Origin of the sequence: Staphylococcus pasteuri, assembly GCF_030547725.1 — a bacterium.
Classification (GTDB): Bacteria; Bacillota; Bacilli; order Staphylococcales; family Staphylococcaceae; genus Staphylococcus; species Staphylococcus pasteuri.
Map to the genome: position 1 here is coordinate 23945 of NZ_JAUOQO010000004.1, position 24257 is coordinate 48201.

25 protein-coding genes are annotated in these 24257 nt (G+C 33.0%); 3 read left to right on the forward strand and 22 right to left on the reverse strand.

Annotated features, from left to right (window positions below):
- The first annotated feature begins 3 nt into the window (after positions 1-3).
- A complete protein-coding gene (gene ggt, locus Q4528_RS05135; protein WP_046467247.1) occupies positions 4-2016 on the forward strand; it encodes a gamma-glutamyltransferase in 2013 nt (670 codons plus the stop codon).
- A 73-nt stretch (positions 2017-2089) separates the two neighbouring features.
- Here ggt and Q4528_RS05140 read toward each other — a convergent pair whose 3' ends face one another.
- From Q4528_RS05140 to Q4528_RS05205, 14 genes are all read right to left on the reverse strand, one after another.
- On the reverse strand, positions 2090-2713 hold the full coding sequence (locus Q4528_RS05140; RefSeq protein WP_052728889.1) for a DUF443 family protein: 624 nt from the start codon (positions 2711-2713) through the stop codon (positions 2090-2092).
- Between the two features lie 24 nt (positions 2714-2737).
- Positions 2738-3574, reverse strand: a complete 837-nt coding sequence (locus tag Q4528_RS05145; RefSeq protein WP_046467249.1) for a Csa1 family protein — start codon at positions 3572-3574, stop codon at positions 2738-2740.
- A gap of 213 nt (positions 3575-3787) precedes the next feature.
- Positions 3788-4588, reverse strand: a complete 801-nt coding sequence (locus tag Q4528_RS05150; protein WP_017637770.1) for a CPBP family intramembrane glutamic endopeptidase — start codon at positions 4586-4588, stop codon at positions 3788-3790.
- A gap of 234 nt (positions 4589-4822) precedes the next feature.
- A complete protein-coding gene (locus tag Q4528_RS05155) occupies positions 4823-5461 on the reverse strand; it encodes an HD domain-containing protein (protein ID WP_029056712.1) in 639 nt (212 codons plus the stop codon).
- A 213-nt stretch (positions 5462-5674) separates the two neighbouring features.
- The gene (cntE, locus tag Q4528_RS05160; RefSeq protein ID WP_303520766.1) at positions 5675-6856 is read right to left on the reverse strand and encodes a staphylopine family metallophore export MFS transporter CntE; all 1182 of its coding nucleotides are present in this window, start codon (positions 6854-6856) and stop codon (positions 5675-5677) included.
- An 11-nt stretch (positions 6857-6867) separates the two neighbouring features.
- Positions 6868-7617 (reverse strand): ABC transporter ATP-binding protein, encoded by a 750-nt coding sequence (locus Q4528_RS05165; RefSeq protein WP_046467251.1) that lies wholly within the window; start codon positions 7615-7617, stop codon positions 6868-6870.
- The gene (gene cntD, locus Q4528_RS05170; RefSeq protein WP_046467252.1) at positions 7610-8425 is read right to left on the reverse strand and encodes a staphylopine uptake ABC transporter ATP-binding protein CntD; all 816 of its coding nucleotides are present in this window, start codon (positions 8423-8425) and stop codon (positions 7610-7612) included. Before cntD ends, Q4528_RS05165 begins: the two co-directional genes overlap by 8 nt.
- On the reverse strand, positions 8422-9291 hold the full coding sequence (gene cntC, locus Q4528_RS05175) for a staphylopine uptake ABC transporter permease subunit CntC (RefSeq protein WP_017637775.1): 870 nt from the start codon (positions 9289-9291) through the stop codon (positions 8422-8424). Before cntC ends, cntD begins: the two co-directional genes overlap by 4 nt.
- On the reverse strand, positions 9288-10223 hold the full coding sequence (gene opp1B / locus Q4528_RS05180) for a nickel/cobalt ABC transporter permease (protein ID WP_046467253.1): 936 nt from the start codon (positions 10221-10223) through the stop codon (positions 9288-9290). The genes cntC and opp1B overlap by 4 nt, the downstream gene beginning before the upstream one ends.
- Before the next feature lie 12 nt (positions 10224-10235).
- Positions 10236-11789: a staphylopine-dependent metal ABC transporter substrate-binding lipoprotein gene (gene cntA / locus Q4528_RS05185; RefSeq protein WP_231577511.1), complete on the reverse strand. Its 1554-nt coding sequence runs from the start codon at positions 11787-11789 to the stop codon at positions 10236-10238.
- Between the two features lie 114 nt (positions 11790-11903).
- The gene (gene cntM, locus Q4528_RS05190; RefSeq protein WP_046467254.1) at positions 11904-13193 is read right to left on the reverse strand and encodes a staphylopine biosynthesis dehydrogenase; all 1290 of its coding nucleotides are present in this window, start codon (positions 13191-13193) and stop codon (positions 11904-11906) included.
- Positions 13186-14001, reverse strand: a complete 816-nt coding sequence (gene cntL, locus Q4528_RS05195) for a staphylopine biosynthesis enzyme CntL (protein WP_046467397.1) — start codon at positions 13999-14001, stop codon at positions 13186-13188. The genes cntM and cntL overlap by 8 nt, the downstream gene beginning before the upstream one ends.
- Positions 14001-14840 carry a histidine racemase CntK gene (gene cntK / locus Q4528_RS05200; protein WP_046467255.1) on the reverse strand — a complete coding sequence of 280 codons (840 nt, stop codon included), beginning with the start codon at positions 14838-14840 and terminating at the stop codon, positions 14001-14003. Before cntK ends, cntL begins: the two co-directional genes overlap by 1 nt.
- Before the next feature lie 411 nt (positions 14841-15251).
- Positions 15252-15812 (reverse strand): TetR/AcrR family transcriptional regulator, encoded by a 561-nt coding sequence (locus Q4528_RS05205; RefSeq protein WP_082082900.1) that lies wholly within the window; start codon positions 15810-15812, stop codon positions 15252-15254.
- 141 nt (positions 15813-15953) lie between these two features.
- Between Q4528_RS05205 and Q4528_RS05210 the strand changes: the two genes are divergently transcribed.
- Together Q4528_RS05210 and Q4528_RS05215 are read left to right on the forward strand one after the other, a co-directional pair.
- Positions 15954-16679, forward strand: coding sequence for an ABC transporter ATP-binding protein (locus Q4528_RS05210; protein WP_017637782.1), 726 nt, complete (start codon positions 15954-15956; stop codon positions 16677-16679).
- Positions 16679-17764 carry an ABC transporter permease gene (locus Q4528_RS05215; RefSeq protein ID WP_017637783.1) on the forward strand — a complete coding sequence of 362 codons (1086 nt, stop codon included), beginning with the start codon at positions 16679-16681 and terminating at the stop codon, positions 17762-17764. Before Q4528_RS05210 ends, Q4528_RS05215 begins: the two co-directional genes overlap by 1 nt.
- Positions 17765-17832: 68 nt before the next feature.
- Here the strand turns inward: Q4528_RS05215 and Q4528_RS05220 are convergent, their stop codons facing one another.
- The 8 genes from Q4528_RS05220 to Q4528_RS05255 all read right to left on the reverse strand — a co-directional run bounded on the left by Q4528_RS05220 (position 17833) and on the right by Q4528_RS05255 (position 24207).
- Positions 17833-18519: a type 1 glutamine amidotransferase domain-containing protein gene (locus Q4528_RS05220; RefSeq protein WP_017637784.1), complete on the reverse strand. Its 687-nt coding sequence runs from the start codon at positions 18517-18519 to the stop codon at positions 17833-17835.
- Positions 18520-18538: 19 nt separating this feature from the next.
- Positions 18539-19543: an NADP-dependent oxidoreductase gene (locus Q4528_RS05225; protein ID WP_046467398.1), complete on the reverse strand. Its 1005-nt coding sequence runs from the start codon at positions 19541-19543 to the stop codon at positions 18539-18541.
- Positions 19544-19580: 37 nt separating this feature from the next.
- Positions 19581-20027 carry a MarR family winged helix-turn-helix transcriptional regulator gene (locus Q4528_RS05230; protein ID WP_046467257.1) on the reverse strand — a complete coding sequence of 149 codons (447 nt, stop codon included), beginning with the start codon at positions 20025-20027 and terminating at the stop codon, positions 19581-19583.
- A 167-nt stretch (positions 20028-20194) separates the two neighbouring features.
- Positions 20195-21103 carry a ribokinase gene (rbsK, locus tag Q4528_RS05235; protein ID WP_046467258.1) on the reverse strand — a complete coding sequence of 303 codons (909 nt, stop codon included), beginning with the start codon at positions 21101-21103 and terminating at the stop codon, positions 20195-20197.
- Between the two features lie 23 nt (positions 21104-21126).
- Positions 21127-21531, reverse strand: coding sequence for a D-ribose pyranase (gene rbsD, locus Q4528_RS05240; protein ID WP_029056702.1), 405 nt, complete (start codon positions 21529-21531; stop codon positions 21127-21129).
- 18 nt (positions 21532-21549) lie between these two features.
- Positions 21550-22431, reverse strand: a complete 882-nt coding sequence (rbsU, locus tag Q4528_RS05245) for a ribose/proton symporter RbsU (protein WP_017637789.1) — start codon at positions 22429-22431, stop codon at positions 21550-21552.
- A gap of 190 nt (positions 22432-22621) precedes the next feature.
- Entirely contained in the window at positions 22622-23566 is a 945-nt protein-coding gene (locus Q4528_RS05250; protein ID WP_046467260.1) for an amidohydrolase family protein, read from the reverse strand.
- Positions 23567-23583: 17 nt separating this feature from the next.
- On the reverse strand, positions 23584-24207 hold the full coding sequence (locus Q4528_RS05255; RefSeq protein WP_046467261.1) for a nuclear transport factor 2 family protein: 624 nt from the start codon (positions 24205-24207) through the stop codon (positions 23584-23586).
- Positions 24208-24257 lie beyond the last annotated feature (50 nt).

The window sequence follows — 24257 nt, forward strand, 5'->3', positions numbered from 1 at the left end:
TCGATGTCGGACACGCATTTCAAATATCAATTAACTTCACAAGAAGGCTTGGTTTCAGTGTCACATCCACTCGCAGCTAAAGTGGGAAAAGATATACTTGATAAAGGTGGAACTGCCATAGATGCAGTAATCGCCATTCAACTAGTACTTAATGTTGTGGAACCTTTTACCTCTGGATTAGGTGGCGGTGGTTACTTATTATATTATGACAATACGTCAGGCGATTTAACTATATTCGATGCACGTGAAACTGCCCCTAGCAATGTAGACAAGCACTTTTATTTAGATGAAAAAGGACACTATAAAAGTTTTTTAGAATTAACGACACATGGCTCTATCGTGGGGGTTCCAGGAATTGCAAAGCTCTTTGAATATTTACACAAACATTATTGCAAATTGAATTTAGCTGACTTGATTAACCCGGCGATTGAATTAGCCGAACACGGTCATCGTGCTAATTGGGCGATTGAAAAATATTCACAACAACAACTTAAAAGAATTAACAAGTACGCTGAAACACGTCGTGCATTTACTAAAAAAGATGATGATTATATCCATGACGGGGATTGGATTAAATCTCCAGAAATAGCTCGTACATTACGCTTACTAAGAGATAAAGGGTTTGGCGCATTTTATACTGGCAATATCGCGAAACAATTGGTAAATGTTGTAAACAAATATGGTGGGACAATTAATGAAGAAGATTTAAAGCATTATAATATTCGTATCAAACAACCTATAACTGCCCAATATCGAGGTTATCAAATACATTCTATGGGACCTTCTAGTTCAGGCGGTATTACTTTGATACAAATTTTGAAAATACTAGAATCATTTGATTTAAAAAGTATGGGAGCACGATCCACCGATTACTTACATCATCTTGTTCAAGCAATGCAGATTGCCTACAGTGACCGTGCCAAATATATTGCTGATGAGGACTTTTATGATGTACCAGTCAGCGAGCTTATTGATGAGGGTTATTTAAAGCAACGTAGCGAAATCATTAATCAACATATTGCTAATTTTAATATTGAACATGGTGAGTTAAGTAATAGTTCTCGTGTAGAAAGTCATACTCATATAGATGAAAACCATACCGAAACGACACATTTTTCTGTAACAGACCGATTTGGTAACGTAGCCTCTTTCACTACATCTATAGGAATGATTTATGGTTCTGGTATTACAGTTCCAGGTTACGGTGTTTTACTTAATACCACAATGGACGGCTTTGATGTCATCTCAGGTGGTATTAATGAAATCGAACCACATAAACGTCCGTTGAGTAATATGGCCCCAACAATCATTACTGAAAATGGGAAACCTATCATGGAAGTTGGCGCACCAGGTGCAATTAGTATCATCGCTAGTGTTGTACAAACCATTATTAACGTTTTAGACTTCGGGATGTCTATCCAGGAAGCAATTGATGAGCCAAGAATATACACAAGTAACCCTTCTCGTATAGAATGGGAACCACAATTTGATCAAACACTTATTTTGAAACTTATTGCCAAGGGACACGCTTTTGAACATCGACCAGACCCTTATATTGGTGATGTACATGGTTTACAATTTTTGGAAAATGGTGTTATCGGTGGCGCTGATAATACAAGAGAAGGGACAGTTGCAGGTGGCCCTATCTATGATGTCAGAGAGAAAGAGAATGATTTAAATATCGATGATTTTACGCAGTATCATATTGAATACAATCACGTGAGACTACCTTTATTTAAGAACCAGATTATTAAGGAACATGGTGATTTTTGGTTAAGAAATGATGTTGTCGAATTGCTATTTGATATTAATGAAAAAGACTATGAAGTCGAGTATTTTATTGAAAAACAAGGTCAGGATAGTCGTTTTATCAATATTGAACAACTTGCTCATCAATTAAATTATCAATTTCATAAAACTGAAAATGGTATTTCTATTTATAAAGATACACAACAACGCATTACCGAAACACAAGCCAAATACTATCGATACGATAGAGACAGTATCACAAGATAACAAACAAGCTGAGCAACCGAATTGGGCGCTCAGCTTGATTTTTGTTTTTTTATTTATATATCATTTTGAGATATTATGTAATAACTATTGCCTCATATTGATTATAAGACAATTGTGTTTCCATCGTAACCATAAACATCATAAGCAAACATAAGAGATAAATAATCATATTGTTGAGTCCAGTAAACATCATTGCCAATCCAAGTATAGAAAACAATAAAAAGAATAAATAATTAAATGTAGCTTTAAACTTTTGTTTAAAACTTGACGTTACTCTGCATTCCAATGTATTACTATATTGCTTTAAATTAATATACCTTTTTTGCCTTAAATAATATCTTGCAACAATAACAATGGTCACTATAACTGCGAGGATAATCAAGTTACCCATTAGACTCACTTCCACGTCCATAAGATCCATAATCGGTCTCATTATAGTTGCAAGGATTGATGATATACCACCTAGAGTTACACCTAACCCTTTAGAAATACCCTTCTTACCTTTATAATCATTATTTTTAATGTCTTCTAAATCATGTTCTGATATTTCAATTAGTTTGCGCTTAATAATCCAATTCAACATAGGTAACAAATAAGCAAACATATTTTGTTCTGCATCTAATAAATATTTTTTATGATTATATTCAATGATTTTATATCTCGACATGCTATATATAATATTTACTTTCTCTTTCATTATTTTCACCATACATTTTCTATTTTATTCAATACTCACTTCATTATCCTCTTCGTCTTCTGATGGTGTAAATTCGATGATATCTGTATAAGTTATTGTTTCTTTGTCATTATCTACAAAATTATATTCTATATGTTGGTCACCTATTTTACGAGCACCTATGTTTCCCGCTTCATCAAATAAAACTTTTGGCGCTTTATTCGTATTAATATCAAAACGGTTTTTAATCTCTTTTACATTTTTATCTTTATTATCAAGTTGATATTCTGCGGTATAAGACGGTCTATCACCATAACTGTAAGTTATGGTTCCATTTTTATAATCTTTAATATCACTGTAATCAGCAAATTCTACTAAAAATTTAAAATTATTAATCTTCTGTTCTAATGATTTACTAATACCCTTTTCTTTTGCTTCTTTAGTTAATTTAAGCTTTTTGTTTTTATATTCAACGGGATAATGTTTTTCCTCTTTATCATGTTCATAAGTCTCACTGTTATAATTATCTTTATCTACAAAGTAATAACCACTAGCATCATGAGTCTGTCTATTAAATTTCATCTCAACACCTTCAGTTACAGTGTCCCCTTCTTCACCTTTACGTTTCGTTGTAAAGGATTTGAGTTCCCATACACCTTTGTCGTCGGCTTCTAATCCCCTGCCACCTTTTTCTTCAGCTCTTATCCCTTGTTTATCAAATAAAACATCAAGATTTTTCATAGGAAGTGGCTTAAATATATGTGAAAGACTACCTTTAATTGCGTTTTCTTTAGTAATTTTAAATCCATAATAACCACTTATAATGATGATTATTGCAATGATTGGTAGTAATATAACACTCAACAATTTTTTAGAAATCAACTATAAGTCACTTCTTTCTGTATTTTAATGAGTCAATCCACCTTGTTCTTTGTGATTTACATTTTCAATTTTTAATAAAATCTTTTCATGTAAGTACTAGACCTGTTTTAGCGAAACATTAATATTTTCTTATAATATTTTTTCTCGTCGACTGCTTTTTCGAAAGGAATATGTTATCTACTGTAACCTCCATTTATCTCAACTATCACTTTATTATTTAAACAATATATAAAAATAATTGATGAGTATCATAACACCAATAAGGCCATTATGAATCATATGTACTGTCATACTGTCTTTAATGTTACCTCTTCTTGAGTAAGCAAGATAAAAAATCATACCCATTATCATATACATTAAAAATGCAATAATATTATTAATGCCATGTTGTGAGGCGAAGACAATCGATGAAAGTATGAAAGGCAGCCAGAATACTGATTTTCTAAATAGTGTTTCTTTAAAAATGCCTCTATAAATCAATTCCTCTAGATATGGAACTAAAAAAGTAAGTGTAATCACAAATATAATTACGGGAAATACTTGTCCAAGTTGACTAGCGTCTTGTGCTTGAGCATTGACGTCACCAAAAAGCAATTTATCATTATCTGTTTGCATTGAACCAGTGGTTAATTTTAGTAAGTATGTGAATCCATATACAACTAGTCTTAATATAATTGCCCAACCTATGGCTATACCTAAGTCTTTAAGACTAAAACCTTTTGTTTTTTCATATGTATGATTTAAGTAGTATCGTCTTATTAACCAAATCACTATAGCAATAACAAAAAGATATATAATAGTACCTATTGTTATACTTAAAACCTCAGCTTTAACAGAAAGACTTACAAGAGTTATTATTGCAATAACTGGTAATTGTGCTAATATCATCCAACCTATAAATATTAAAATATTTAGCGCAAGATTTCCTTTAGGTTTGATATCATTACTTTGTTCTTGATTAAATTGATTTCTATTTACATCTACATTATCGTTATCAAATCTATTTTCTTCCATATCAAAACCACCTTATATATCTTAATATTTAAAACTAATTAATTATATAATTAATATAACATTACTCCAAAATAAAAAATAGTTTATTAGTATTCTTTATTTTTATAATTAACATTAAAAATTGATTAGAATGATTTTTCAAAACAAAATAAAAAGTCCTCGCACACTATGTACGAGAACTCCTTAATTTAAATTCCTATTTAATTTTCAATTTCTGGCAACCTATATTCAAATCTAATGATCCCAATTTGAACGTAAAATACATGAACAGAAGTTATTTTGAGGATATTCTGGTTCAAAATATTTAATAACGTCAGATTTGATATTACCAAATGTTGTTTCTGGTTTATGTTTGAAACCATCATAAAATGCTCGAATCACATCATGTTTAAAATTGCCACGTGGAAATTTATCTACAACTGCTTTTCGAATTTCATCAGAATATTGATTCCAATTATCTCCCATAACATCCATACCAACACCATGATATAGCAATGCTACGTTATTCTCTTTATGCTCTGCAACTCCAAGTGTCGTATGCAATGCAATAGAATCCCATGCTAATTGTAAATCTCGTTCATCATAGTTATACGTTTCTAAAAATTGTCTCACCGCATTAGCCCCGTCTACTTCAAAACGCAAATCATCGCTACTATATTGATTAGTTAGACCTAAATCATGGAATAAAGCAGTAATATATAGTAACTCTTTATCGTATTTGAGTTTATCTTGAATACCTTTAACTTCTCCAAATAAATATACTCTATTTGAATGATTCCAAATTAATTCATTACCATGTTCGTGAACAATACCTTGTGCATCTTGAACAATCTTACTATCTGGAACAGTGACTTCATTAATATCTCTAATCATGGTTATACGACCCTTCTCATTGTGATATTACATCTATTCCACTAACCAGGTATTGTTAATCAACAATCTCATTGTAAAATTACTATTGAAGAAGGATTTCCTATGAGTACTACTTCAGAACACATTTTCACATCAAAAAGTAGACAATCACTTAGTTTAAAAAACAACCGCTTAATATTTCTAATTCAATGACTGCGTCTAAAACAGGCCTTTCTATTTAACATAACGCGTCCCTTTAAACACACTCATCACGATCATACACACAACGAGCAATCCGCAAATAGTATACATCCAGCTAAATCCTACTAAATCTGATAAGGGGCCCATCAGACTTCCACCTAATGACACACCTAAATCTGCACATGCAATAAATAAACCCAATAGCATATTACGACCAGCTTTCGGTAACACAAAACTTAGATATGATGTTAGCGTTGGATAAACAAGTGCTTGTGTCGTACCAATCAATATGGCACTACTATAAAATATGAGTGCGTGTATGTTAGGTCCAATAGCAACTAACATCGCTGCAACAGCAAGCAACATCAGTACACTCACCATATACAACGGGTGCCATAACCCATCAGATGGAATGTATTTACGTAAATAAATTCTAGCTAATACAACCGCGATAGCTTGAATCGTTAAAAATATACCAGCATCTGCAAATCCGAATTTTACAGTATATAATGGAACAAATGTACTCACGGCTCCAAAGACTATCGACACAATAATCATAATTAATCCACTCGTTAACAGCTCTTTATTTTTAAAAAATTGTGCAAACACAGTCACACCATTAAAGGGTAAACGTTCAACTTTATGACTAGTATCAGGCTCCTCACCTGCAAATGAGACACGATAACCAAAGAATGTTGTAGTTAACGCTATAGCAATCATAACTATGGCAAATACTGACATTCGATCCAGATGCCAAATACCTATAGCAATGAGTGGTCCTACTAGATTAGGTATCGTTGAAAATAGAGAGTATAAAGAGACACCTTCTGAGCGATGTTCTTCAGGTAAAGCATCTATAATACCTAGTTGTAGCGACATCGAAAAGAACGCCGTACATACACCCTGCATCACTCTTGCCAAAAAATATCCCTCTAATCCAGTAAATCCATATAATATCAGTGCACAAGCATTAATAATCAAAATAATATGTAGTACTTTAATTGGACCAACACGTGCAATAATTTGTCCTGCCCATGGACGAAAGACCATTGCAGTCAACATGTAGGCACCCATAACGATACCTATCATTGTATTGGTTGCACCTAAATCATGACCTCGTAATGGAATGAACACATTCAAAATGGCATTCGCACTAAAGAACATGAGAGTTAGTATATATAATCTTAGAAATGGCCAAGCCATTGCACCTTTCATTAACTCACTCCTTAGAATGATAGTTGTTTCTCTATTAACGCTCTTGTATAAGCATTACGTGTTGTATTTAAATGGCATGTGGGAAGTTGTTCCACAATTTGACCATTTTTAAAAATAACTAATTGATTGCATAAATACGTTGCTGCTTGAATATCATGCGTAATAAATATATAGCTTAAGTTCCGTTCTTCTTTTAACCGTTTCAATAAATCTAGAATTTGAGTTTGTATCGACATGTCTAGCGCACTAATCGCTTCATCAAATAAGATATATGTCGGATTAATGCATATCGCCCTTGCAATAGCAACGCGTTGTGCCTCTCCGCCCGATAACATATTAGGATATTTTTCTAGAAAATCACTAGATAATCCTACCTCATCTAATAATTGAATTGCCGTTGTTTCCATTTCTTTCAAGCTTTGTTTATCGCACTGGCACATGACTTCAAATAAAATGTCTCTTACAGTTTGAAAAGGATGTAATGACGACGTATAGTCTTGAAATACTGCGCTCATTTGATGACGTCTTACCTTTTTTAAATACATCGGTTGCTCATTTAGTGTCACGTTACCTTTGTCTGGTCTTTCAATGCCTAATATCATACGACTTAGTGTAGACTTACCACTGCCACTCTCACCGATAATAGCGATAGATTCACCTTCAGGACAATCGAAGCTTACATCTTTAACGATAGGTTCTATTTTAGAGCTAAATCGCGTTCGTTTGCCATAATACTTTTCAACATTTGATATTTTAAGCATGGCAATCTCCTCTCATTACACGTTGAAAATAATCATTCACCTTTTGCTTTGTGGATAATAAATATTGTGTGTACTCATGTTGAGGATGATGCAAGACCGCTTCTTTAGTTCCTTCTTCAACCAATTGTCCCTCTTTCATAACGAGTACATGATCTGCAACTTTATGAATAACTGTTAAATCATGCGAAATAAATATCATGGCACAATCAAAATGTTGTTTAATATCTTCAAATGCTTCCAACACGTCAAATTGATTAATCGTATCCAATGCAGTTGTTGGTTCGTCTGCAATAATGAGTTTTGGTTTTAATGCTAATGCTAAAGCAATCATTAACCGTTGCAGCATGCCACCTGACAACATATATGGATAAGATGCCAAAATGGTTTTAGGATCTTTTAAATTCATATACGTCATATATTTAATAAGCGTTTCTTCAATTTCTTGTGTTGATAATGATGTATGAGCTTGCATTGTTTCCATCATTTGTTTGCCGACTCTTGATGACGGATCAAAAGCTCTTGCACCTTGCTGCATGACCATCGCAATATCTTTACCTCTATATTGTCGTAATTGTTGCTCTGACAAATTCAATAGTTGTTGACCTTCAAAACAAATGTCTCCAGTAACTTTAAGACGATTAGGATTAAGTCCAATTAATGATTTACAAGTAATGGATTTACCACTACCACTTTCACCTATTAAACCTAGTGTTTCACCATGTTCAACTTGAAAGTTAATATCATCAACAAGTACATTACCTGTCCAAGAATCTATAATTGTTAAATTATTTACTTTTAACAACGTCATTCATGCATCACACCTTTCTTAACTGCACGTAATTTTTCTTTTGAAGAAATGCGTGGATCTATTGCCACTTGCAACGCATCTGATAGAAAATTGAATGCCATAACAATAATGACAATAACAATACCAGTAGTCACCATTAATTCAGGATGAGTAAACATCACTTTACGTGCTTCATTTAACATCATGCCCCACTCCGCTGTTGGTGCTTTTACTCCTAAACCTAAAAATGAAAATCCTGACATTTGTAATATCATAGAACACATGGCACTACTAGAAATAACGGCAATATCGCCTAATGTTAATGGAAGAATATGTTTACGAATAATCAATAAATGACTCATACCAATCGTTTTAGCAAATTTTACATGATCGGCTGCGGTATATTGCATGACACTAGTACGTATTACACGGCAGAACCATGCCCAACGTGTAAGTATAAATGCCAGAATAATATTTTCCACACCCATTCCGAATAATGTAATTAACGCTAAAGTGACAACGTAACTTGGGAATGCCAACATGACATCACAACATCGCATAATCAATGCATCAATATAACCCCGGAAATATCCAGATATAAATCCGAGTATGGCTCCAATTGCGACCGATACAAATAATGCAATCAATACATATAATAAGCTTGGTCGAATAGCATAAATAATCCTCGTCAATATATCTCTTCCTAAATGGTCTGTGCCTAACCAATGTGATGTGCTAATACCAGCAAATTTATTCGCTGTATCGATATGATTGGGTTCATGGACTGTAATGAGCGGTGCTGTTAACCCGAGTATGATATAAGTCGCTATAACAATTAATGCAATCACTGCACCTTTATCTTGTAATAATCGTTTTATAATCATCATCTTGTCGCCTCCCTCAACCTAGGATTCAACAAGGCATTAATAATATCTGCCAGTGTGTTAAAGACAATGAATAATACTGCAACAATTAACACATAAGCTTGTATAACTGGAAAATCATGTTCGACAATTGCTTTAATACTCAATTGTCCTAATCCTGGCCAAGCAAAGACATTTTCAACAACGACTAAACCACCCATAATCATAGGTATCGACATACAGAAAATAGATACAGCGACTTGTAATGCATTGCGTAATACGTGTTTTAATAAGGTTATAGTATGTACACCACTCGCTTTTAAATACATCACATACTCCTCATTAAGTTGTTCAATCATCGCTCGTCGTACATTTCTAAAGTAAATACCAGCATACGTCATTGTAATAACTACAACGGGTAAAATATAACTTTCTGGTCCAGTTAATCCTGATGTTGGTAATAAATTTAACTTAACTGATACAAAAATAATGAGCATTGATGCTACCCAATATGATGGTAAAGCTGTTAAAAAGAATGCTATCAATCGTATTACTCGATCTGTACTACGACCTCTAGTTAGTGCACTCACCACACCTAAAAAGATAGATGTCACCATAACTGATAGACTAGAAATTAATGTTAATTTTAATGTATTCATAAATGCAGGACCTATACGTTCTGAAACCGGGTCTCCTGTAATATAGCTTGTCCCAAATTTAAATTGTATTGCTTGTTGTAACCATTCTTTATATTGAATAAGAATAGGTGCATCAAGACCATACTTCTTTTTCGTCTCAGTAATTAATTGCTCTGTAACATTCGGTGTTCCTTGTGCATGTAGAATCGTTACAGCAGGATCTTCATTGGATAGGTACGTCATCATAAATGTCATAAAACTCACTACAATCAATAACGGAAACATGAGTGCAATACGTTTTATTATTAATTTTAACATTTAGATGCTCCTTTATTTATATTGCATTTCATTAAATGGTAATTCATATTGTGATTGCGTGAAGGATACATTTTTTAAGTCTTTAGGTGCTACTACGGTCATACTGCCATGAGAAATTGGAATAAAGACACCCTCATCATCGACTTGTTTTAAAATGTGTTGATAAGCTTTTGAACGTTCTTTCGCATTTTTAATTTTGAATGCATTGTCGATATTGTTATATAACTGTTGTTTGTCTTTAATACCTGATGTAGCAGTTTCATAACCTGTTTTTGATTTGAATGCAGCAATAGTACTTTGTGGATCATAAAGTAATCCCCATGTCTGATTGAACATTAAATCATAGTCACCAGATGTACGACGTTCAGCAATTTTATCTGATGTTTCACCATTTATATTTAATTTGACGCCTAACTTTTTAAATTCTGCTTCTAAAAATTCTGCCTGTTCTTTCTGACTTGTTGAGTCTTTGTCATAGTACATTGACATAGCTAAGTCTTTACCGTCTTTTTGACGTACGTGTTTATCTTTATTTAACTTCCAGCCTGCTTTATCTAATAATGCTTCAGCCTTTTTCTTATCAAATTGACGCGTAGGCATATTAAAATTAATATCTGTCACGTTCTTTGCAAAAAGTTGTGTAGCTGGTTTTTCTTCTCCATCAAGAATGTCTTTGGCGATTTTATCGCGGTCAACCATGTGTCCAATGGCTTCTCTAACCGATTTGTTACTTACCGCACTATCTTTCTTACCAGCGTTAGCAACAATCATTTTGGTATTCATCGGTTGGCTACGTTTGACTTGGTAATTTCCAGTTTCTTTGAGTTGTTTTAAACTATCATTATCTAAACTATCTGTACCTCGATCATCAGTAAATGCAAAGTTAGTCTCACCTTTTTTCATAGATAAGAATGCTGTTTCTCCTGCTGGTTTAACCTTTGCTTCTACCTTATTTAATTTAGAAGATTCTCCCCAATAGTGTTGGTTTTTATTAAAGGTAGCAGATTCATCTTTCTTATGTTCGCCCATTTTGAACGGACCTGTACCATCAAACGATTTCACGCCATCTTTAGTCGTTCCATGTTTAAAGTCTTTAGGTGATACAAACACATATGGACGAGGCATTGCTAATTCTGCTAATGCAGGTTGATATGCTTCTTTCAAATGAATTTGTACCGTGTATGTATCTTTCACTTTGACATCATCAATTAATGTCGAAATCTTTAACCATGAATGTAACTTTTTGTTTTGTTGTATGGCATCAATATTTTTCTTCACAGCGTCTGCATTAAATTTTGAACCATCATGGAATTTGACGTCCTTTCTTAGATGAAACGTATATGTCTTCCCGTCTTTCGAGATGTCCCATTTCTTAGCTAATAATGGCTTGATACCATCTTTAGTGTTACGTACTAATGGTTCATATATCATACTTTCCGCCGACATTGATCCTCCATAAACATGAGGATTCATATCACCAATGTCCTTTACAGTTGTATAGGATAGTGTCTTTTGATCCTTTTTATCTTGTAATGCCTTATCACCACCGCATCCTGCTAATACAATTCCTGATGCTTATAAAATTGCGCTTATTTTAGTTTTTGTTTTCATTAATTTTTCCTCTTTCTATATTGAAAAGTGTGTTGTCTCTTCTTAAAACCTCAAATCTTTAAAAAATCCCTATTGCATTGCTAAATAAGTTGTAATGAGTGAAATATCCTGTTCGAAATGGTTAAACTCAAATTGAGAAGATAGCGATTGATGTGGATGTTGGCTTTGGTAATGTCGACAATACGTTTTATATCTCTCCAACAATTCATCTATCATAGGTGTAGGCACTTCTAAAGCTTTACCAATAGACTGAATAACCGTTGTACGATAATAATCTTCACTAGGCATTCTTGGTATATGTACGACACCCTTTTCGTTTTGATATAACTGTTTGAACGGAACCGCTGAAAAGTCGAAATAGCGACCCTCTTGATCTGGTTGTGAAAATGGATCAATTAATATAGCTGAATATCTCACATAGAGTAGATATTCTTGTTTTACGCTAGGTAAAGATTCAAATTGACTGATATCTACCTCGTTTAACGTTTCTGGTCTCACTGGATAATTTTCTTTAACCATAAATTTCAAAAGATTGACTGAGGGCACACTTAATTTCTGTAAAATTGCCACCATCTCTTGCCACATCTGACGCATTTCACTAATTAGCGTCATTGTAATTGGTCCTTCTGGAAATAATTTATATACATAAACAGGTACATCTGTACCTTCGAAAATAGCTTTTAATGAAAAATCATTCATAAACAATGGCGGATGTACATATAATGAACTATTACGTATTTCCGCATGTAACGGTGTATTCATCACTGAAAGCTTTATGTTTAATCTCTTAAATAATAGCTGTAATTGATTCATTAATTTTGATGATTGTTTATTCGAACCTACAAATAACTTCGATTTCACTCCTGTTGTAAGTACACAATGAGGTTGAGACGAGTCTATGATTCTTGTATCTCCTAAGTATGTTGAAAATGAAATGATCTCAACATCCTCATTCTTGTCTTTCATTAATTGTTCTATCATCATATGCGAACCAAACGTCGGCGACACTAATATAATATGTTTGATCTTTTGCAATGTATTGGAATCTAATTGACGCAGCATAGAACAATACGCATCGGCAGTACATGCCAAAATGATTGTGTCGTATAGTTGATTCACATGTTGAATGTCTTTATAAAAACGACGAATTCGGAATTCCCCTGCAAATTGACTATGAGCTTCATTTTGCGTTGTAACTTTGAACATACCGTCGTGTTGATAACCGTTATAGACTGCTAACGATTTCTCGGATGTAGTAGCACGACCAACCATATCTATATCTTTAATTGATAATTGATGACAAATTTGTGCTAGTTGTACGCCAACAGGACCACTACCAATAATTAGTACATTAGACATACGTTTTATCCTCTTTTAACAAAGGCTTTTGATATAATGCGATATCAAAAATTTGATTCTCTTGTACTAATCGATAAACACATTGCCAATGATGCGTTAATGTTGGTTGTGAGGGATAATTAAATATCGATTTCAGATCATCGCCATAACGCATAGCTACAACCACGTTATCGTTCGTTAATTCAAATAGTTGGTCTAAAATGTCATATTTAACAGGTATGGTTGAACTAAAAATAATATGTGTCACTTCATTGATATCTGGTATTTGATCTACAGTTTTGTTTGATATTTCAATATTTTCGTTAGGTGCTAATACATTAACGACACGTTGACCTAAGTCCACAGCTTCACTATCAATATCAATACCAATAACAGAAGCACCAGTTTCTTTAGCAACTTGTATTAATGTCATTGGATACGCACCTGATCCAACTAGTAGCAATTTATCATCCTTACCTATACGCCATTGTCCAAATTCTTCATCAATGCAATGTTCAATATTGTCAAAGTATCCTGAGGTAGACGTCTTACCGTCTAACAATCGTCTTGCTCTTATCATTTCAACTTGTTTTACACACTGTGCTGTAATGTCTTGTAGTTGTTGCGTGAGTTGATGTTTTCTCTCTTCGTCTTGCCAAGCTACAAATTGTTCTTGCTGTGTTGAATCCAATATGAATTGACTATAGCTATCAACCAATGTTTCTAACTTATTAATGTCATTTGGATTCTGAATCACATCTTGATACACCTTTTCAAATTGGTTTAAGTATTGTTGTAAAAGATGATCTATCTCTATCTTTGAATTCATCAATTTACCATCGTCTCCTGTTCTATATAAGCTTTTCCTGATGCAACAGTAGATACGCTACCTTTAATTGAAGTATGATATCCATGAGTCGGGCAGTGCTTAGATGTTACTGAAATACTGCCGCCTGGTTGATATACAATATAATCAGCACACGGATTTTGACTTTGATAATTATTAAATACACCTATAGTAGCCGCCCCAGAGCCACAGCTATTCTCCCAAATTAAACTTTCCACTTCTGGTATATAAATTAAAGGATGGAGAAATTGTTTTTGCACATGAAATAACATGATGCCAATGGTTTTGTATTGCTTGTCCCACTGCTGATTTTTAACATATTGCTCTATTTGGTGTTTAATGGACGGCGAAATCTCTTCTATTGGAATGACATAATGTACATATGAGTCATATGTCACCTTTATCGCTTGCCATACCTGTTGTCCAATATGTAAATAGTCCTGTGATACTTGTCGAGCTTGAGGCATGCCTACTTCATACAATTGATCACCGTGTATGGTACAAGGTACTAACGCCTTACAACCTGATACCTCAACACAACATTGTTGAGATGTCAGTAATTGGTGCTCTTTTAAATATTGAATGTAAGACATTGTTGCATTGCCACAAAATTCATTTCCACTCATTACTAAACGAAGTGTTTCACCATTGTCTTCTGTCATAGATTCTATAAAACCTACTTGTTCACAACATACATGTGTAGATGCCATTAGTTGATTGGCAATCCTTGCATAGTCACTTGGACAATGTTGTGAATGTACAAGAATAGTCATATTTCCAGACGGATTATACTTAGAAAATTCAACAACTTGTCGTTGCATATAATACTCCTTTATGTTGTAAATTCTTTTTACATTTATTGATATAAGCCAGTTCTGACCTATATATCCAAAAATGCAAAACAGTTGCACGAAACAAATCGTAATTATTACGATTTAAAGAAGATAATATACGACTAAGATATTATTGTCAATATAATTGATAATAATTTTCATTAAAATTCCATATATTTATTAAATTTGTGCCTTTAAATATGGGATAGATACTGATATATTAAACCCATCAAAAATGTCTATTCTATATACAAAAAATCACCTTACTATGTGTCTTAGTAAGGTGATCTTATGCGCGTATTTAATAATTTATTTTATTATTATAGATATGTGTAACATAATAAAAATAGTGCCATTCTAAAAATAATTTCCTTGATACTGATGTATTTTAAATTCTTATTAGGCAAATACTGTGTTAAAAATTTTATCAATAATTAAGGTTAATTCTTTAGGTGATTCTTGTCTGCCACGCTTTACCCAATCTTGTAAAACACCAAAGACTGCATTGCTCATAAAAATAATTAAAAAATATTTTTCTTTAGTCGTTAATGTTTGAGTATTGACGATAGGTATTAACTGTACTTCAATATTTTGCTGTAAATTCTGCTTCATTACTTGATGAATAGTATAAGCACCATTATCTTTTAACAATAATAGGAATAATTCCCCTTCATTAAGCCAAAAGTTCAAAGCATATTCAAAAAATTGAAGACGATGTGTAAAGTGAATGTTCGCTAAGCGTTTCTTTCCTTTCTTCATCATTGCTTGCTGATATTTAAATAAAAAATCATCTTTATCTTTATAATGTTGATAGAAAGTCCCTCTACTAATACCACTTTTAAGACAAATGTCTTTTACAGTAATTTCATTATATGATTTATTTTCTAATAACTTAATTATGCCTTTTTCTATTCTCATTAACGTTTTATATACACGTTTATCAACCACTTGTTCATCCATTTTCTTCATCTCACTAACTTTATTGAACATCTATTTATGATTTGTCTAATACTTTTCAATTAATATACTTTTATATGTAAATCTGATTTATATTGAATATACAGTAATTAGACACAGTGTCAAATAAGGAGGTAAATGAATATGACAAAGCCAATCGCAGCATTAACTGATGCAGTAAAAATATACGATAAACATAAAGTATTAGATCATATTAGCCTTGAAATTCATGAAGGAGAACTATTAGGACTAATTGGTCCAAGTGGTTCAGGTAAGACAACAACAATTAAATGCTTATTAGGTATGGAAAAATTAAATTCTGGTTCAACACAAGTTTTTAATAAAAAAATGCCCCATCGACGTGTATTGAGTCATATTGGTTATATGGGACAAACTGATGCACTATATGAATCATTATCAGCTAAAGAGAATTTAACCTTTTTTGGTCATTTAGCAGAATTAAAAGGTGAACAATTAAAACAGAGTATTGGTAAAAATTTACAATTAGTCAATTTAGAAAATTCACTAACTAAGACTGTTAATACATTCTCCGGTGGTATGAAACGTCGATTATCACTGGCAATTACACTATTAGCTAATCCAAGCCTTATCATACTAGATGAACCGACTGTCGGTATTGATCCTAAGCTGAGACAACAGGTCTGGTCTCAATTAAAAAATTTAACTCATGAAGGTAAAAGTGTCATTGTCACTACACATGTAATGGACGAAGCTGAACGTTGTGACAAAATAGGTCTCATAGTTGAAGGACGACTATTTGCTATAGGAACACCTAATGAATTAAAACAAAAATTCAAAGTCAAAACAATTGAAGAAGTCTTTATAAAAGCAGAGGAGGTTAAACACTAATGAAACTGATGGCTATCATTCAACGTGTCATTATAGAATTACTAAGAGATAAGCGCACATTGGCACTTATGTTCTTAGCACCTTTATTAGTTCTCACACTCATGTATTTTGTATTTAATTCTGATGAAGATACCGATTTGAAAATTGGTGTTGCCGATTCTGTATCAAGCCATGTTACTGATAATATTAAAAATGATGATGTTTCTTTTAAACACTTTGATTCAGACAAAAATATTAAATCTAAAATAGAAAACAACGATTTAGATGCCTATATTTATCAAGATAAACATACTTTGCATGTCACATATACAAACGAAGATCCAAGTAAATCAGGTTCAATTAAACAATTATTACATCAGTCAATTCAGAAAAATAAAATGTCTGACGTTAAAAAGATAATCAATTCTATGCCTCAAGCTGCAAAAGGAAAACAATCAGAAGATACTAAAATAGACAATAGCTATTTATATGGAGACAAAGATAGTAACTATTTTGATAAAATGTTCCCAATTTTAATGGGATTCTTTGTATTTTTCTTCGTCTTTCTTATTTCAGGAATTGCACTACTGCGTGAACGTACGACAGGTACTTTAGAACGTGTGTTATCAACTCCTATCAGACGTAGTGAAATTGTCTTTGGTTATCTATTCGGCTACGGTATTTTCGCTATTATACAAACGCTTATCATTGTCCTGTTTTCAATCTATTTATTAAGTATCAACTTAGCAGGTAGTCTGGGGTATGTCTTGCTCATTAATATTTTACTAGCTATTACAGCGTTAGTAATGGGAATATTTATCTCTACATTTGCTAATTCAGAATTTCAAATGGTTCAATTCATACCTATCGTTGCCATCCCACAAGTGTTCTTTTCTGGTATCTTTCCACTAGAAAACATGACACCTTGGTTAAGTAATATTGGCTACTTGTTCCCACTTCGATATGCTGGTGACGCTTTAACAAATATTATGATTAAAGGGCAAGGTTGGTATCATATTTGGTTTGATGTAATGATACTTTGTTTATTTATCATTATTTTCATTCTACTCAATATCATTGGACTCAAACGCTATCGAAAAGTTTAATCATTTAATCTTCATAATAAAGAAGTACTTGATTTCAACTATAATCAAGTACTCTTTTTTATTCTAATCTATTTATTTAACAATGCTTTTACTTCACGGGCAACATGTTCTGGTGATTGTGGGTTTTGGCCAGTAACGATTTGTCCATCAACAACAACATATGGACGAAATGGCAATTTAGCTTTACTATAATGTGCGCCACGACGTTTAATTTCGTCTTCTAATTTAAAAGGAACGACATTTTTACGATTGGCCAACACTTCTTCTACATTTGAAAATCCAGTCAATTGATGTTGATCAATAATGAAACGTCCTTTACTATTCTTAGCATTTAATAATCCTGCGATGCCGTGACATACAGCTGAAACAATACCACCATGATTATAAATTTCATTAATTGCATTTTGTGCATCTTTATTATCAGGAAAATCAAACATCACACCATGACCACCTGTAAAATAAATGGCGTCATATTGCTTAGGGTCCGCTTCAGCAATAGGTTGCGAATACTTCAATAAATTCATAAAGTTCTCATCATATAAATATGATTTAGTCGTTTTATCTAATGTTAGACGTCCAAGACTTACTGGATCGATAGGTGTGTTGCCACCTGTAATGTTGAATAAATCGACTTGGTAGTCATCACTTCTAAATTGATTATAAAAATGTACGAGTTCACTTAACCATAAACCAGTTGGTATTTCAGTACCTTCAAAGACATCAGTACTTGTATTTACTATCATTATTTTTTTCATTGTATCGGCTCCCTATTCTCTATTTATCTTCCATCTTAATAATAATTTTCCCTTTAGCTCTACCGCTATTTGAATATTCAATAGCTTGTTGAGTATCTTTAAAATCATATACTCTATCTATAACCGGTTTAATTTGACCTTTTTCAATTAAGTTGCGAATGATTTCAAGCTGTTCGCCGCTAGGTTCCATAAATAAAAATTCATAATTGACATGATGTTTCTTCGCTTTAAGTAATAATTTTAAGGATGCCAAGCCTAATAGGGTAGTTTTAGCAAATCCAAGTTTCAAACGTCGTCCTAGTTTAGCTGTTGGAATACCTGAAACTGATGCCACTGTACCGCCAGTCTTGAGTACCTCAAATGAATGATTCAAATTATCTCCACCCAATGTATCAAATACACCATCATAGTTTGATATTTCTTCCCAAAAGTTTTGTTCTCTATAATTAATTATTTTATCAGCACCTAATTGTGATACAAGGTTATATCCTTTTGGACTTGCTGTTGTCGCTACAAATAATCCCATTACTTTAGCTAATTGAATAGCAAATGTACCTACACCACCTGATCCAGCTTGAATTAATACTTTATCGCCTTTTTTAAGTTTCATCATATCATTAAGCGCTTGATATGATGTTAGACCAACAAGAGGTACACTCGCTGCTTCTTCAAAAGTTAAATTATTTGGTTTTAAAGCAATATCATGTTCATCAATTGAAATATACTCTGCAAATGTGCCTATTTTCTTTTTACGTGGACGACCATATACCTCGTCTCCAATTTTAAATTGTTTTACGTTACTACCAACTTCTGTAATGACACCAGAAAAATCATTTCCTAGTATGAGCGGGAATTGATATTTCAATAATATACGTAACCCACCATCTCTAATTTTAGAATCTATAGGATTTATACTTGCTGCTATAATTTTTACTCTTACTTCATTTGGATTCATACTTGGTATCGGCATACGTGTTTCAGTTACAGGGTTATTTCCATATTGATAGATAACCATTGCCCTCATATCTGTTTTCATCTTTATCTCTCCTTTAAATGAATGTTTAATGATGTCTGCTTAATACTTGTTCTAGTTGATCGAGTTGATTCACGAAGTCGATAAGTTCTTGCTCACTAAATTCATTATTTAATCTTGATTTCAAAGCATTAGCAATTTTTGAAGTAACTTCACTAATCAATTTCTCTCCCTCATCAGTTAATGTGATTAATTTAATTCGCTTATTATCAGAAGGTGCTTGCGCTACATAGCCTTTGTCTTGAAGTTTATTTATTCTCTTTGAGGCTGCCGTCTTAAATATATTTTGCTGTGTGGCTAATTCTCCCACAGTCATTGAACCATTAGCTTGTATCATTCTAAGTGCTTCAATTTGTTCTCTTGATAATACATCATCAAGTCCTGTTTCTTTAACCATGTCATCGATTTCTTTATTAATGTGCATCATTACAACATGAAATTGGTTAATGGATTGTTCTAGTTGATTAATATTCATTTTATTGCCCCTATTTCAAAAGTAATTATTTAATAGTACACCGGGTGTACTATTAAATATAAGATATCTTTCTTTATAATTCAAATGATTGATTTGATTAATACTTTTTAGAAATTAAAAACCTCTGATTAGCCGTTCAAAAAGAAGACTATCAGAGGTTTATATGATTATTCTACTTCTTCTGCTAAAGGAATAGAGGCTTGTGCGCCTGATTTTTGTACTGTAAGTGAAGCTGCCCTGTTAGCAAAATCAATGGCTTCAACAAGATTACGTTCTTCCATATTAAATCGACTGACGAAAGCGCCGATAAAAGTATCTCCTGCTGCTGTTGTATCAATGGCTTTTACTTTTTGAGCTGGTACTAATCCAGAATCATTTTCAACGGCATAATATGTACCTTGTTCTCCTAAAGTAATGATGACCACTTTTGCACCTAATCCTAAGAAATAATTCGCATTTTGTGCCATAGACGCTTCATCTGTGACAGGGGTGCCTGATAATATTTCTGCTTCAAATTCATTAGGCACAATCACATCAATTAATTCCAATAATTCTTGTGGTAATTCCTTGGCTGGTGCTGGATTTAAGACTGTCGTTACACCTGCTGCTCTTGCTACTTTGAAAGCTTCAATGATTGCTGGTACCGGTACTTCTAACTGTGCAACAATGAAATCTGCTTGTGTAATTGCCTCTTTAGCACTAACAACATCTTCTGGTGTAATGGCCATATTTGCACCGCCATAGACGTAAATCGTATTTTGACCTTGCGCGTCAACAGTGATAAATGCTTGGCCAGTTGATTCAGTTTCAGATTCTAAAATATAATCTATATTCATACCTGCATCTTTAAAATCGTCGAACATAAATTGCGCTAATCCATCTTTACCTACTTTAGAAATAAATGTCGTATTAGCTTTCATACGTGCTGTTGCAATAGCTTGGTTGGCACCTTTACCGCCACCATAGGATTGTTGTGCTTTTTCCACATGTAATGTTTCCCCTGGTTTGGCATATCGTTCAACTGTTAAAAATTGGTCTACATTTGTAGATCCCAAAATAACGACTTTATTAGTCATAACAACCTCTCCGTTTCAATTAATTAAAATGTTACGTTTGATTCAAGGATGATATTAGAGAATGGTGTAGTTTCACCAGTACGTATATTTCCTTTATTTAATGGATGACTTAAATATGCTTTCATTTCTGAATGTGGAATAAATTCAATTTCCACATCATCATCAATTAAATTTTTAATTTGTTTTAACTGTGTCGCATTATTTGTTTTGATTTCTTCAGCTAAATAAATTTTTTGAATTTTCATTTCTGATAATACTGTTTCTAGTACATCAATAAATTTAGGTAATTCCTTTGTTACTGCTAAATCAATTCTTCTATCATCATTTGGGATAGGCATTCCCGCGTCGTTAACTGTCAGTAAATCATAATGACCAATCGTTGCGATAGCTTTTGATACATGACTATTGAGTAATGCTGTTTTCTTCATCAAAATCTCTCCTCTTTATTATTTGATAAATACTGTTACAGTCGCTGCTACTAAAATAAGTACTAATCCAATGACAGTGACTAACATTTCTTTAGATGTTTTACGTTGGTTTAAGAAGTAAATGCCAGTTAAAGTTGCAAGCACAACAGAAGTTTGAGATAGTACGAAACCTGTTGCTAAACCATTCATATTTGGTTGTGCAGAGATAAGATATGTCAACGCTGCAAATGCAAAGAAGAAACCTGAGATAATTTGCAACCATGTTACTTTCATAGTAAATGGATTACTTTCTTTCATGTTCATCAATCCATAAATAACAGCTACAATCACCATACCGATTGCTTGTGGTAAGAATGCTGCTTTACCACCGATATCTGTCGCTTGTGGTGCTGCTGAATATAACCAATAACCAATTTCACCAATTAATAAAATCACAACTGCTTTTCTTAATAATTTGCTATTTGTTGCTTCTGGATGCTCATCCCAAACTGTCATACGCGCACCAATTAAAATAACAATTAATGCGATAAATCCGATAATTTTATTTGTAACACCAGGCCAGTTACCAAGTGCAAAGACGCCCCATAAAGAAGCACCTAACAATTGAAATGCTGTTGTTACTGGCATTGCACGTGATGATCCTACATATTCAAATGCTTTGAATGTCATGATTTGACCAAAACTCCACCCTGCGCCTGATAACAGTGCAAAGAATAAATCCATACCTGTTGGGAAACTATGACTTGTCGATGCAAAGAACACAATGGCAAAAATTAATGTTCCGACAGTAGCACCTATAATTTGGTTTACTGGTTTACCACCAAATTTTGAAGCGATAGTTGGAAATAGACCCCAACCTATTAGTGGTCCTAAACCAATAAGTATTGCGACTAAATTCATTATTAAACACCTCTATCTATATTTTTTATAATGACCAAATTTTTAGGAAAACGCTTTACTCAAGTATAGCACTATCATGTATAATTGATGAAATATTAAGAGGACAAAAGATTTATTCTGATTTATTGTCATAACTTATTCAAAATATAAAAGGAGCATTCCAATCGGAACGCTCCTTTTTTAAATACTATTATTTATTTGAAAATCCTAACAATTTACTTGCATTGTTATATAAGAATTTTTCTTTTTGTTCATTAGATAATTGATCTGTAGATTCAAGCTGATTCGCTAATAATTTAATTACTTCATCAGTTGTATAAGGCGCATCTGCACCATACACAATTTTATCTTCATCCACCATTTCTAATAATGTTGGTAATTGATAAGGTAATACCATACCAGCTAAATCAAAGTATAAGTTTTTCATAACTTGTTCGATATCATCCGGTCCATTTTCAACATTAAACATTTTATTACCTATGCTCACACGTTGTGCAATCACTGGTAACAATGCACCGCTATGTGGCACAATCCATTTAATATTAGGATATTTACTAAACACATTATTTTGACTCATGAAAATAATCGCGCGTGTCGTATCAAAGAAAAATTCCATCAATGGTGATAGTATTTTTTCTTTAATTGAATCATTAACTGGTTTAGGTTCATTGGGATGAATTGCTACTAATGCGTGACGTTCATCTAGTTTAGCAAGAATTTTATCTAAACGATCATCACCTAAATAAATACCTCGTGCATTGGTTGGTAATGTAAACCCTAATGCATGTTGGTCATCTAAGGCATGGTCGATCATTTGAATACTCTCGTCTACTAAAGGTAATGGTAATGATGCGAAGTAGTCTAATTTATCTTGATGCGCTGTTACCATCTCAGCAGCATAGGTATTCACTTCTTCAGTTAACTCAAGCATTTCTTTATCTGGTGCAGCACTTAAATGTGGGCTTGAAATAGATAATACACTATAATCTATCTCTTCATCTTCCATTAACTTTAAATAACTATCTATTGAAAATGAAGGCGTAGGTACACCGTCACCTTTACCATCAAAATAATCATCTAAAAATTTCACAAATCCTGGTGAAAGATAATGTGAATGTAAGTCTATTTTTTTCATCTTTAATACTCCTTTATTTATATCGTGTCGTTTTGATAAGTTAACCATTGATCTAAACGTTGATAATAATCGTTCAATTGCTCTGGTCGATCAATACCTTGTAATTCATGATTTACACTATAACCAATGTAATTTAGGCAATAACTTAAGCATGCATAACTTGAACGATATGCTTGTAACTGTTCGTCTGGAATAGTAATCGTTGAAGGTACGACTGGTGTAAGACTATCTTTTTCATAAACACATTCCATATTTTGGATATACCAAGTATCTCCTTCTTTAACTAATCCATAAACAATTTTCGCATCTGAATTGAGTTGCATTTGAACATCCTCAATAGGTAATCGTGCTTGGATTGTTGCCTGCATAATTGCAACTGCTCTATGTTGATTAATCCAAATCTGTGAATTATAAATTTGATGCGGTGCATAACGATTCATTTCTTTTGATGATTCTACAAATTCAGCGCCTGACCCTTTAAACCACGAAATATTTACCGTTGAATCTTTTGAAAAACATTGATACATACTGTCCCAAAGACTGTTATCACGACAAAATCTTTCAAATTGAATCAGTTCTAATATATTTTCTTTATCAAGTAATGTTTCGTTCGTAAATGGTTTATTTCTTTCGAATAACATAATCTATCTCCTTTAATTTATAACTAAAGTCTAGTTTTGCTCATTCCAAT

What these genes read in the sequence shown, in the direction of transcription:
- ggt (WP_046467247.1), top strand. Translation starts at nt 4, where the DNA reads ATGTCGGACACGCATTTCAAATATCAATTAACTTCACAAGAAGGCTTG.
- Q4528_RS05140 (WP_052728889.1), bottom strand. Translation starts at nt 2,713, where the DNA reads ATGAAAGAGAAAGTAAATATTATATATAGCATGTCGAGATATAAAATC.
- Q4528_RS05150 (WP_017637770.1), bottom strand. Translation starts at nt 4,588, where the DNA reads ATGGAAGAAAATAGATTTGATAACGATAATGTAGATGTAAATAGAAAT.
- Q4528_RS05155 (WP_029056712.1), bottom strand. Translation starts at nt 5,461, where the DNA reads ATGATTAGAGATATTAATGAAGTCACTGTTCCAGATAGTAAGATTGTT.
- cntE (WP_303520766.1), bottom strand. Translation starts at nt 6,856, where the DNA reads ATGAAAGGTGCAATGGCTTGGCCATTTCTAAGATTATATATACTAACT.
- Q4528_RS05165 (WP_046467251.1), bottom strand. Translation starts at nt 7,617, where the DNA reads ATGCTTAAAATATCAAATGTTGAAAAGTATTATGGCAAACGAACGCGA.
- cntD (WP_046467252.1), bottom strand. Translation starts at nt 8,425, where the DNA reads ATGACGTTGTTAAAAGTAAATAATTTAACAATTATAGATTCTTGGACA.
- cntC (WP_017637775.1), bottom strand. Translation starts at nt 9,291, where the DNA reads ATGATGATTATAAAACGATTATTACAAGATAAAGGTGCAGTGATTGCA.
- opp1B (WP_046467253.1), bottom strand. Translation starts at nt 10,223, where the DNA reads ATGTTAAAATTAATAATAAAACGTATTGCACTCATGTTTCCGTTATTG.
- cntM (WP_046467254.1), bottom strand. Translation starts at nt 13,193, where the DNA reads ATGTCTAATGTACTAATTATTGGTAGTGGTCCTGTTGGCGTACAACTA.
- cntL (WP_046467397.1), bottom strand. Translation starts at nt 14,001, where the DNA reads ATGAATTCAAAGATAGAGATAGATCATCTTTTACAACAATACTTAAAC.
- cntK (WP_046467255.1), bottom strand. Translation starts at nt 14,840, where the DNA reads ATGCAACGACAAGTTGTTGAATTTTCTAAGTATAATCCGTCTGGAAAT.
- Q4528_RS05205 (WP_082082900.1), bottom strand. Translation starts at nt 15,812, where the DNA reads ATGGATGAACAAGTGGTTGATAAACGTGTATATAAAACGTTAATGAGA.
- Q4528_RS05210 (WP_017637782.1), top strand. Translation starts at nt 15,954, where the DNA reads ATGACAAAGCCAATCGCAGCATTAACTGATGCAGTAAAAATATACGAT.
- Q4528_RS05215 (WP_017637783.1), top strand. Translation starts at nt 16,679, where the DNA reads ATGAAACTGATGGCTATCATTCAACGTGTCATTATAGAATTACTAAGA.
- Q4528_RS05220 (WP_017637784.1), bottom strand. Translation starts at nt 18,519, where the DNA reads ATGAAAAAAATAATGATAGTAAATACAAGTACTGATGTCTTTGAAGGT.
- Q4528_RS05225 (WP_046467398.1), bottom strand. Translation starts at nt 19,543, where the DNA reads ATGAGGGCAATGGTTATCTATCAATATGGAAATAACCCTGTAACTGAA.
- Q4528_RS05230 (WP_046467257.1), bottom strand. Translation starts at nt 20,027, where the DNA reads ATGAATATTAATCAACTAGAACAATCCATTAACCAATTTCATGTTGTA.
- rbsK (WP_046467258.1), bottom strand. Translation starts at nt 21,103, where the DNA reads ATGACTAATAAAGTCGTTATTTTGGGATCTACAAATGTAGACCAATTT.
- rbsD (WP_029056702.1), bottom strand. Translation starts at nt 21,531, where the DNA reads ATGAAGAAAACAGCATTACTCAATAGTCATGTATCAAAAGCTATCGCA.
- rbsU (WP_017637789.1), bottom strand. Translation starts at nt 22,431, where the DNA reads ATGAATTTAGTCGCAATACTTATTGGTTTAGGACCACTAATAGGTTGG.
- Q4528_RS05250 (WP_046467260.1), bottom strand. Translation starts at nt 23,566, where the DNA reads ATGAAAAAAATAGACTTACATTCACATTATCTTTCACCAGGATTTGTG.
- Q4528_RS05255 (WP_046467261.1), bottom strand. Translation starts at nt 24,207, where the DNA reads ATGTTATTCGAAAGAAATAAACCATTTACGAACGAAACATTACTTGAT.